The sequence below is a fragment of the Nocardioides sp. genome, assembly GCF_029937575.1.
Taxonomy (GTDB): Bacteria; Actinomycetota; Actinomycetes; order Propionibacteriales; family Nocardioidaceae; genus Nocardioides.
The window spans coordinates 26,910-35,770 of sequence record NZ_JAPYPS010000036.1; the positions used below are offsets into that span (position 1 = coordinate 26,910).

An 8,861-nucleotide genomic window follows, 5' to 3' on the forward strand; every position below is an offset into this window, starting at 1 on the left:
CTGCCCGTCGTGCAGCCCGTCTGGCCCGGCTGGTGCCTCGAGGCCCTCGCACAGGCGACGGATCGTGCGGTGCGTCAGGTGCGGCATGTCGACGGCCATGACGACCACCAGCGGAGTGGAGCGCAGCAGCAGGTCGAACCCGGTCAGCAGCGCAGCGACGGGGCCCCCGAAGCGCGGGCTCTCCAGCACGAAGGTGACCGGCCGCTCGGTGGGCACCTGCTCACCCACCACGACCACCTCGGCGGCGTCGACGACCGCGTCCAGCGCGAGCTCGAGCATGGTGCGGCCGGCGACCTCGGCCGACGCCTTGTCGAAGCCGCCCAGTCGCGCGCCCTGCCCTCCGGCGAGGACGACGGCCCCGTAGCTCAGGAGGCCCCCGGTGCCGCTCATGGTGCTCATCCTCGCAGTCGGGTGGGCGATGGTGGCAGGGTGGGCGGCGTGAATCCCGACCTCCCGGACGACGTGACCGGCGACGTGACCGGCGACGTGACCGGCGACGTGCTCGCGCTGGCGCTGGTGCAGGAGGCCTCCGGCCTCGACCCGGCCGAGAATCGTGCGCGCCTGGCCGACCTGGTGCCGTCCGGCGCCGACCTGGTGGTGCTGCCGGAGGCCTTCGCCCGCGACTTCGGGGAGGCCGGCTCCGACGTGGGTCCCTACGCCGAGGCACTGGACGGTCCGTTCGCCGGCGAGGTGGGTGCCGTGGCCGCCGCCCGGTCGACGACGGTCGTGGCCGGGATGTTCGAGGCCACCCCCGACGCCACCGACGACCGGCCCTTCAACACCCTGGTGGCGCGCGGCGGCGCCCACGCCGACTACCGCAAGATCCACCTCTACGACTCCTTCGGCTACCGCGAGTCCGACCGTCTCCTCGCCGGCGACGTGCACCCGACCGTCGTGGAGGTCGGCGGCTGGCAGGTCGGCCTGATGACCTGCTACGACCTGCGCTTCCCCGAGCTGGCGCGGCTGCTCGTGGACGCCGGCGCCGAGCTGCTGGTGGTCCCCGCGGCCTGGGTGGCCGGGCCGCGCAAGGTCGACCACTGGCGCACGCTGCTGCGCGCCCGGGCGATCGAGAACACCGTCTACGTCGCAGCAGCCGGCCAGCCGGCACCCCGCTACAGCGGCCACTCGATGGTCGTCGACCCGCTCGGCGACGTCGTCGTGGAGGCCGGAGACGGGGCCGAGGTGGTGCGCGCCGAGGTGAGCCGCGCCACGCTCGCTGCGGCACGCCGTACGAACCCGTCGTTGCTCAACCGGCGTCTGTAGCCTCGGTCCCCATGTCCAGGATCGAGAGTCGTCGCCGTTCGTCGGGCTCGACGTCCCCTGTCCCGGACGACGCGTCGGGGATGGGCGGTGGCGCGTCCCGCGACACCCGGCGTCGCGACGACGGCCCGTCCGCCCCCGGGACCGGAGACTTCGCGGCGCGGCGCAGGCTGGGGGAGCGGATCGAGTCCTTCGGCGAGTCGCGGTGGCCGATCGTCGGGTGGGGCCTCCTGGTCGCTCTCGGTCTGGGCTCGATGATCGCCGCGATGGTGCCGGCCGGGCCCGAGTGGCTCGGCGGTGCCGGAGCGGTGACCGTCTGCAGCGCCTACTCCTGGGCGCTGGCGGGCCGTACGGGCGGTCGACCCGTCGTCTTCGGGACGCTCGCCGCTGCCTTGGGGGTCGGGGTCCTGGTCTCCGGACGCGAGGACCTGGCGACCGGTGCTGCCGTGATGACGTGCGTGGTGACGGCCGTCCTCGCGGTGATGGTGACCGTGCCCGCCGTGACCTTCGCGCACGCCGCGCGTGAGTGCCTGCTGGCGGTCGTCGTCGCCGGGGTCGGCGCGCTGGCCACGATCGGCTTCGAGCCGACGATCAAGGTCGAGGACTTCGAGTACGTCACCTTCGGTCTGGCACTCGCGGGGATCTTCGCCGTCGTCTACCGCCTGGGCGCCGGGCTGCACGGCCTGGGCCGACGCGGCGTCGTGATCGTCGTCGTCGGAGGCCTCCTCGTCGCCGTCACGCTGCTCTACGCCGAGCTGCTGCGCCGCTACGGCACGCCGTCGCTGGTCGACTCCTCGCTCGACCTGGTGCGCCAGAGCCGCGACACCCTCGGCGCGTTCCCGCGCCCTATCGAGACGATCCTCGGCGTCCCGGCGCTGGCGTACGGCGTCCACATGCGCGCGCGTCGTCGGCAGGGCTGGTGGGTCTGCGCCTTCGGCGTGGCCGGCACCGCGGCCGTGGCCAACAGCCTGGCCAACCCGGCCATCGCGATCACCGAGAGCATCCTGTCGGCGGTCTACGGGCTCGTGGTCGGCCTCGCGATCGCGTTCGTGGTGATCCGGCTCGACGTGTTCCTGACGGGCTCGGGCAGCACCCGCAGCAGCCGGGGCCGGCGCAGCCGGGTCGACGAGGAAGCCGCCGCGGTGCGACCCGAGCCACGCCGTACCCAACCCCTGCACTGATCCGCCGCGCCGTGTCCGCTCGGCGGGCCGAGTGATGCGGAGTACCCAGCAGTAACGGCTAGCGTGCCGAGCATGGCCCGTGAGCAGCTGATCCAGATCGTCTCCGAGATGGTCGCAGGCGTCCTCGGTGTCGACGTCGAGGTCGGCGCCCGCGTGGAGGTCGGCGACGAGGTCGCGCTGCTGGAGTCGATGAAGATGGAGATCCCCGTCATCGCCGACACCCCGGGCACCGTCACCGCGGTGAAGGTGGCCGCGGGCGACGTCGTCCAGGAGGGCGACGTGCTGCTCGTCCTGGCTCCGTAGGGGCTGCCCTAGACTTTGACCGTGCACGGCCCCGGCCGTGCCACGGAGGGGTGCCGGAGCGGCCGATCGGAACCGCCTTGAAAGCGGTCGTAGGGAGACCTACCGCGGGTTCGAATCCCGCCCCCTCTGCCGATCTCACCGTCGAGAGCCGTGCCCACCCGATCAGGGTCGCTGGACGTGGCGGGCGACGTCGTTGACGACGTGCCCCACGTCCGCGCGGACCTCGTCGACGTCGGCGTCCTCGAGCACGCTCCTGCCCAGCTCGGCGAGACGCGCCAGGAGCTCGTTGCGCTCGGCGAACGCGTCGCCGCCGCGGGCGTCGATCCAGGCGCCGCCCGAGGAGCCGGACTGCTGGACCAGCTCGGCGCGCACGGCCGTCACCTGCTGGCGCACCGACCAGCGCCAGCTGGAGGCCGAGGCACCTTCGCGCAGCGGCGTGCGCGCCGCCGCGGCGAGGGCGCTCAGGGCGGTGTCCAGGGGGGTGCTGCTCAACGGTGCTCCTACCTCGTGGCTGGGTGAGCAGGGCCGCATCGGGCCCGCCGTCGTCGACACTATCCGTCGGACGACAGACTGGTCGCGTGACCGACTCCCCTGGCGACCCCCTCGTCTACCGGCTGGCGCCGGCCGTGGCTGCGCGCCTGGTCGGTCTGGCCTTCCTCGTCCTCGCGCTGACCACCTTCGTGGTGACCGCGCTGGTGCTGAACCTCGGCTGGGCCCCGGACCTGATCGTGGCGGTGCTCGTCCTCGAGCTGCTCGTGGTCCTGGGCGGTGCCGGGTGGCTGCGCTCCCGTGCGTACGTCGTCCGGCTCGACGCGCAGGGATACTCGGTGCGCCTCGTGCGCGGCGCCGGCGTCCGCGACGGGCGGTGGAGCGAGGTGAGCGAGGCGCTGGCCGCGCACCCGCGCGACGTACCGTGCCTGGTCCTGCACCGCACCGACGGCACGACGACCTCGATCCCGGTCGGGATGCTCGCAGCGGATCGCGACGACTTCGCGCGCGAGATCGGCGCGCGGCTGCAGGAGGCTCACGGCAGGGCCTGAGCGGGTCACTGCCCGGGGAGCGCCCACCCGATGGGCCCGTCCGATTGGCCCGTCCGGTTGGCCGCCTTGTAGCCTAGGCGCGCTGCCTGCGTGCCGGGCAGCATGGAGGTGTCGCCTAGTCCGGTCTATGGCGCCCGCCTGCTAAGCGGGTTGAGGGCTAAAACCCTCTCGCGAGTTCAAATCTCGCCACCTCCGCCGAACGTGTCCGTCTCCAGCGTGCTGGAGGCGGACACGTCTGCGTGGGGCGGCGGTCCGGTTCGCTGTGGACCTGGGACCTGTGGACCTCGGAGCGGGCGAGGAAAATCTTGCCAGGTCAGGTTTGGTGGCGCACTGTGGTGGGTAGTAGGTCGATCGTCCGGCCCGTGCCGGGCGTGTGGACGTGCTATTTCCTCGGGTTGCATGTTTCTGCACTGCACAAAATTGGTGGGGCCGCGACGGTGCGGGATACCCCTCAGGGCTTGAAGATTGGTCGCACGGGTCATTCCGTGGACCCGAGGAAGTTGGTGCTTCATCATGAAGATCGCTCGCAAGTTCGCCCTCGCAACTGCCGCCGGCATGTTGACCCTGGGTCTCGTCGGCGTCGTGACGCCCGCCTCTGCTGCTGACAGCGCCTGGGGCTGCGGTGGCTGGTGCAAGACCGGTGGCGGCGGCAAGCCCTGACCTGACGGGCCCGGCGACGTCGGGCCCGAACCGAGACTGATCGAGCCCTTCCAGAGGCTGGGTCAGTCCTCGACCGCGGCATCGGCGTCGGAGTGACCCGAGACGCCGGCCTCGCCCATCGTGTACCCCAGCTGGAAGCGGGTCTCGGCCTCGTACTCCGTCTTGAGGTCGGCGATGTAGCCGGCGTAGGTGCGAGGACTCACGCCGAGGCGCTTGGCGCTCACCGGGTCGGAGTGACCCTCGATGAGCATCCGGATCGTCATCGAGCGCTGCTCGATCGCGATGCTCTTGAGCATCGACGTGTCCCGGCTGGTGAAGGGGCGCGCACGCTCCCACGTGCGCTCGAACATGTCGACGAGGAAGTCGACGACCGACGGCTCGCTGACCGCGACCGCGCTGCGGTTGTCCTCGCTCGCCGGGATCACCGCGACGCGGCGGTCGATCATGATCATCCGCTTGAAGAACTCGTCGAGGGTGCGGACCTCGGCGCCGCGCTCGGTGACCTCCGCGACGTACTTGTGCGTGAAGGTGCTGCGCCGGGCGCTGTGCTGGTAGAGCGTGCGCATCTTGATGCCCCGGTCCAGCGCCGCGGTGTCGCGCAGCACGGCGCCGGCGACGGTCTGGGCGTCGCGGCCGCTCTGCGGCTGGGCGGTGATGAGCTCGAACTCGGCCTCGGCGATCAGCGTCGACAGGTAGGGGCCGATGGCCTCGTCCCGCAGGTAGGTGAAGGGGCCCTGTCCCTGACCTTGGGCCAACGGCGAGCGGCGCCACGACTGGGTGAGGCTGTTGAACGCCCGGGACCACTGCGACGACTCCTCGAGGAGCTTGGTGGCCTCGGTGCTCAGCGGGGACACCACGCGCGACTGCACCGTGGAGGGGTCCTCCGGCAGCCAGGTGTCGGTCGCCGTGTCCAGCTGCAGGAGCCCGAGGCTGACCAGCAGGTCGTGCGCGGGCCGGTCGGGACCGTTCTCCGCGATGCGCGGGCTGTCGGCGGCCAGCCCCTGTGCGGAGGTGATGTCGTCGTACAACGCTGCGGCGCCGGACTCGAAGAGCGCACGATCGTCGGGACCGTAGGACATGAGCGCATCGTCCCACAGGGCAGCGCGCCGCGCTCAGCTTCTCCGGGTGGTCGCCCTCGGCTGACATCCTGGGGCCATGAGGTCCAACTGCGCCCTGTACGTCGACGCCGGCTACCTGCTCGCCTCGGCCGCGACCCGGGTCTCGGGCACGTCGCTGCGCAACGGCGTGCACGTCGAGTACGGCCCGCTGGTCGAGGGGCTGATCAAGCAGGCCGAGGAGCTGTCCGGGCTGCCGCTGCTGCGAGTGCACTGGTACGACTCCGCCAAGGACGGCGTGCCCGACGCCCAGCAGGGTCGGATCGGGGAGCTGGCGAAGGTCAAGCTCCGGCTCGGCCGGTTCGGGGTCGACGGGCAGCAGAAGGGGGTCGACCTGCGGATCGGGCTCGACCTGGTCACCCACGCCCGCAACGCGGCGGCCGACGTCTTCCTCCTGGTCTCCGGCGACGACGACCTGACCGAGGCCGTCGAGGAGGCGCAGGTGCACGGTGTCCAGGTGATCGTGCTCGGCGTGCCGCACTCCAGCGGCCGTCCGCACGGCGTCAGTCGCCACCTCGTCCGCGCCGCCGACGAGCTGACCACCATCCGCGCGGCCACGATCGACGACACCGTGATGAAGAAGGAGCGGCCCGTGCCGGTGCCGGCTCCGCCGCCCGGAGTGACAGCGGCCCCGGGGGCGCCGGCCGGTGCGGGGGAGAGCACCGCGGCGGCCGCCGCGCACGCCGTACCCGTGCCGCACGTGCCCAGCCCGCTCGACCTGGCCGGCAAGCGCCCGCCCACGTTGAGTCCCGTGGCCCCGGCCGTTGCGCCCGCAGCGGTGCTCGCCTACTCGGGGGCGACCGGTCAGCCCTCCCACATCGTGGGCGGGTACGCCGGACCCGACGACGTCGCCGAGCACGTCAGTGCGGTGGTGACCAACCTGCTGACGTCGCTGCGCAAGAGCGCGGACGAGGAGGACCTCGAGGCGCTGCTGCGGGGTCGGCCGTCGATCCCCCGGGAGATCGACAAGGCGCTGCTCCTCGACCTCTCCGACGCGCTGGGGGTCTACGACCTCAACGACACGGTGCGCTTCGAGCTGCGCGACCGGTTCTGGGAGCTGTACGACGAGAGTGCCTGAGCACTCGCACCGTCGAGCGCCGCCACCGTCGACGCTGACGGCGGCGGCGGTCCTGGGGCTCGGCTCAGGCGCCGAGGCGGGCGCGCAGGCCGTCGAGCTCGGTCCAGAGGACGGCCGGCAGGTCGTCACCGAACTTCTCGAACCACTCCTGGATCTGTGGCAGCTCGGCCTTCCACTCCTCGTCGTCGACCGCGAGGGCGGCCTGGAGCGCCTCCGGCGTCATGTCGAGGCCGTCGACGTCGAGGGAGCCGGGCGCGGGGACGTGGCCGATGGAGGTCTCGACCGCGGCGGCCTGACCCTCGATCCGGTCGACGATCCACTTGAGGACGCGGGAGTTCTCGCCGAACCCGGGCCACAGGAAGCCACCCTCGCTCCCGTCGTCGTGCTGGGCACGGCGGAACCAGTTGACGTAGAAGATCTTCGGCAGCTTGGCGGCGTCGTTGTCCTTGCCGATGTTGATCCAGTGGCCGAAGTAGTCGCCGGCGTTGTAGCCGATGAAGGGCAGCATCGCCATCGGGTCACGCCGTACGACGCCCACCGCTCCGGTCGCCGCTGCCGTCGTCTCGCTCGACAGAGTGGCGCCGAGGAAGGTGCCGTGGGTCCAGTCGCGCGACTCGAAGACCAGCGGGACCGTCGTCTTGCGGCGGCCACCGAAGATGATCGCGTCGATCGGGACGCCGCGCGGGTCGTCGAACTCGGCCGCGAGGATGTCGCACTGCTTGATCGGCGTGCAGTAGCGGGAGTTGGGGTGGCTGGAGACGAAGTCGCTCTCCGGCGTCCAGTCCTCGCCCTTCCAGGACTTCGCCGTGGCCGGCGGGTTCTCCAGGCCTTCCCACCAGACATCGCCTTCGGGGGTGAGCGCGACGTTGGTGAAGACCGAGTTGCCCTTGTCGATGGTCTTCATCGCGTTGGGGTTGGTGTGGTTGTTGGTGCCGGGCGCGACGCCGAAGAAGCCGTACTCCGGGTTGACCGCCCACAGGCGGCCGTCCTCACCGATGCGCATCCAGGCGATGTCGTCGCCGATGGCCTCGACCTTCCAGCCGGGGATGGTCGGCTCGAGCATCGCGAGGTTGGTCTTGCCGCACGCGCTGGGGAACGCGGCGGCGACGTACTTGGTGACGCCGGCGGGGCTGGTGAGCTTGAGGATGAGCATGTGCTCGGCCAGCCAGCCCTCGTCGCGCGCCATCACCGACGCGATGCGCAGGGCGTAGCACTTCTTGCCGAGCAGCGCGTTGCCGCCGTACCCGGAGCCGAAGGACCAGATGGTGCGCTCCTCGGGAAACTGCACGATGTACTTGGTGTCGTTGCACGGCCACGCGACGTCGTCCTGGCCCTCGGCGAGCGGCATGCCGACGGAGTGGACGGCCTGGACGAACTTGGCGTCGAGCTCGGTCATCTTGTCGAGCACGTGGCTGCCCATGCGCGCCATCACGCGCATCGAGGCGGTGACGTAGGCGGAGTCGGTGAGCTCGATGCCGAACATGGGCGACTCGGCCTCGAGGTGGCCCATCACGAAGGGGATGACGTACATCGTGCGGCCCTTCATGCAGCCGGCGTACAGCCCGCGCATCTTGGCCTTCATCTCGGAAGGGTCCATCCAGTTGTTGGTGGGACCGCAGTCCTTCTCGTCGACCGAGCAGATGTAGGTGCGGTCCTCGACGCGCGCGACGTCGATCGGGTCGCTGGCGGCGTAGAAGGAGTTGGGCTTGATCGCCGGGTTGAGCCGGGTGAACGTGCCGGTGCCCTCGAGCGCGGTGGTGAGCTGCTCCCACTCCTCGTCCGACCCGGTGCACCAGTGGATGGCGTCCGGCTGGGTCATCTCGACGACCTCGTTGACGAAGTCGATGATGCCCTGGTGGGTGGTGGGGAACTCAGCGCTGTCGAGCGTGCTGGTGGCGTCCTGCGTGGCGGTCATCCGTGGTCCTTTGGTCGCGACGTACGTCGTGGAGCAGTGATCGATCGCGCGGCGTCGTTGCAGGCGCCCAGCGAGGGTATCCACGTGTCGAGACGGGGCATATTGGATCGATCAAGCGACCGTGACCCGCGCCACACGCGCCTGGTGGCGCCGCGTGCGAGGTGACTCGATTACGCATCGCCACGCACCTCGGCTATCCTCGTCCAGTCCTCGCGGCAACGTCGTGGGGCCTGCGCCTGTAGCTCAACGGATAGAGCATCTGACTACGGATCAGAAGGTTTGGGGTTCGAATCCCTACAGGCGCGCAGA

The 8,861-nt window shown here is 71.1% G+C and carries 10 protein-coding genes and 3 tRNA genes; 9 read left to right on the forward strand and 4 right to left on the reverse strand.

The window, feature by feature from the left end:
- The coding region (locus tag Q1K33_RS13050; protein ID WP_300404621.1) for an NTP transferase domain-containing protein at positions 1–390 on the reverse strand (390 nt) is incomplete at its 3' end.
- 48 nt (positions 391–438) lie between these two features.
- Here Q1K33_RS13050 and Q1K33_RS13055 point away from each other — a divergent pair.
- The 4 genes from Q1K33_RS13055 (at position 439) to Q1K33_RS13070 (ending at position 2,873) form a co-directional block, all read left to right on the forward strand.
- Positions 439–1,263 carry a carbon-nitrogen hydrolase family protein gene (locus Q1K33_RS13055; protein WP_363319707.1) on the forward strand — a complete coding sequence of 275 codons (825 nt, stop codon included), beginning with the start codon at positions 439–441 and terminating at the stop codon, positions 1,261–1,263.
- An 11-nt stretch (positions 1,264–1,274) separates the two neighbouring features.
- Positions 1,275–2,441 (forward strand): hypothetical protein, encoded by a 1,167-nt coding sequence (locus Q1K33_RS13060; RefSeq protein WP_300404623.1) that lies wholly within the window; start codon positions 1,275–1,277, stop codon positions 2,439–2,441.
- 72 nt (positions 2,442–2,513) lie between these two features.
- Positions 2,514–2,744 (forward strand): biotin/lipoyl-binding carrier protein, encoded by a 231-nt coding sequence (locus Q1K33_RS13065; protein ID WP_300404625.1) that lies wholly within the window; start codon positions 2,514–2,516, stop codon positions 2,742–2,744.
- A gap of 44 nt (positions 2,745–2,788) precedes the next feature.
- A tRNA-Ser gene (locus Q1K33_RS13070) sits at positions 2,789–2,873 on the forward strand.
- Between the two features lie 33 nt (positions 2,874–2,906).
- Here Q1K33_RS13070 and Q1K33_RS13075 read toward each other — a convergent pair.
- Complete coding sequence (locus Q1K33_RS13075; protein ID WP_300404627.1) at positions 2,907–3,236, reverse strand: hypothetical protein; 330 nt, start codon at positions 3,234–3,236, stop codon at positions 2,907–2,909.
- Positions 3,237–3,322: 86 nt separating this feature from the next.
- On the opposite strand from Q1K33_RS13075, the gene Q1K33_RS13080 reads away from it, so the two are divergent.
- The 3 genes from Q1K33_RS13080 (at position 3,323) to Q1K33_RS13090 (ending at position 4,444) form a co-directional block, all read left to right on the forward strand.
- Entirely contained in the window at positions 3,323–3,784 is a 462-nt protein-coding gene (locus tag Q1K33_RS13080) for a hypothetical protein (protein WP_300404629.1), read from the forward strand.
- Between the two features lie 104 nt (positions 3,785–3,888).
- Positions 3,889–3,979 (forward strand) — tRNA-Ser (locus Q1K33_RS13085).
- A 318-nt stretch (positions 3,980–4,297) separates the two neighbouring features.
- Positions 4,298–4,444 carry a hypothetical protein gene (locus Q1K33_RS13090; protein WP_300404631.1) on the forward strand — a complete coding sequence of 49 codons (147 nt, stop codon included), beginning with the start codon at positions 4,298–4,300 and terminating at the stop codon, positions 4,442–4,444.
- A gap of 62 nt (positions 4,445–4,506) precedes the next feature.
- On the opposite strand, the gene Q1K33_RS13095 is transcribed toward Q1K33_RS13090, so the two are convergent.
- Positions 4,507–5,523, reverse strand: coding sequence for a LuxR family transcriptional regulator (locus Q1K33_RS13095; RefSeq protein WP_300404633.1), 1,017 nt, complete (start codon positions 5,521–5,523; stop codon positions 4,507–4,509).
- Positions 5,524–5,599: 76 nt separating this feature from the next.
- On the opposite strand from Q1K33_RS13095, the gene Q1K33_RS13100 reads away from it, so the two are divergent.
- Complete coding sequence (locus tag Q1K33_RS13100) at positions 5,600–6,637, forward strand: NYN domain-containing protein (RefSeq protein ID WP_300404635.1); 1,038 nt, start codon at positions 5,600–5,602, stop codon at positions 6,635–6,637.
- 64 nt (positions 6,638–6,701) lie between these two features.
- Here the strand turns inward: Q1K33_RS13100 and Q1K33_RS13105 are convergent, their stop codons facing one another.
- On the reverse strand, positions 6,702–8,552 hold the full coding sequence (locus Q1K33_RS13105) for a phosphoenolpyruvate carboxykinase (GTP) (RefSeq protein WP_300404637.1): 1,851 nt from the start codon (positions 8,550–8,552) through the stop codon (positions 6,702–6,704).
- A gap of 232 nt (positions 8,553–8,784) precedes the next feature.
- Here Q1K33_RS13105 and Q1K33_RS13110 point away from each other — a divergent pair.
- A tRNA-Arg gene (locus Q1K33_RS13110) sits at positions 8,785–8,857 on the forward strand.
- The last annotated feature ends 4 nt before the right edge of the window (positions 8,858–8,861 follow it).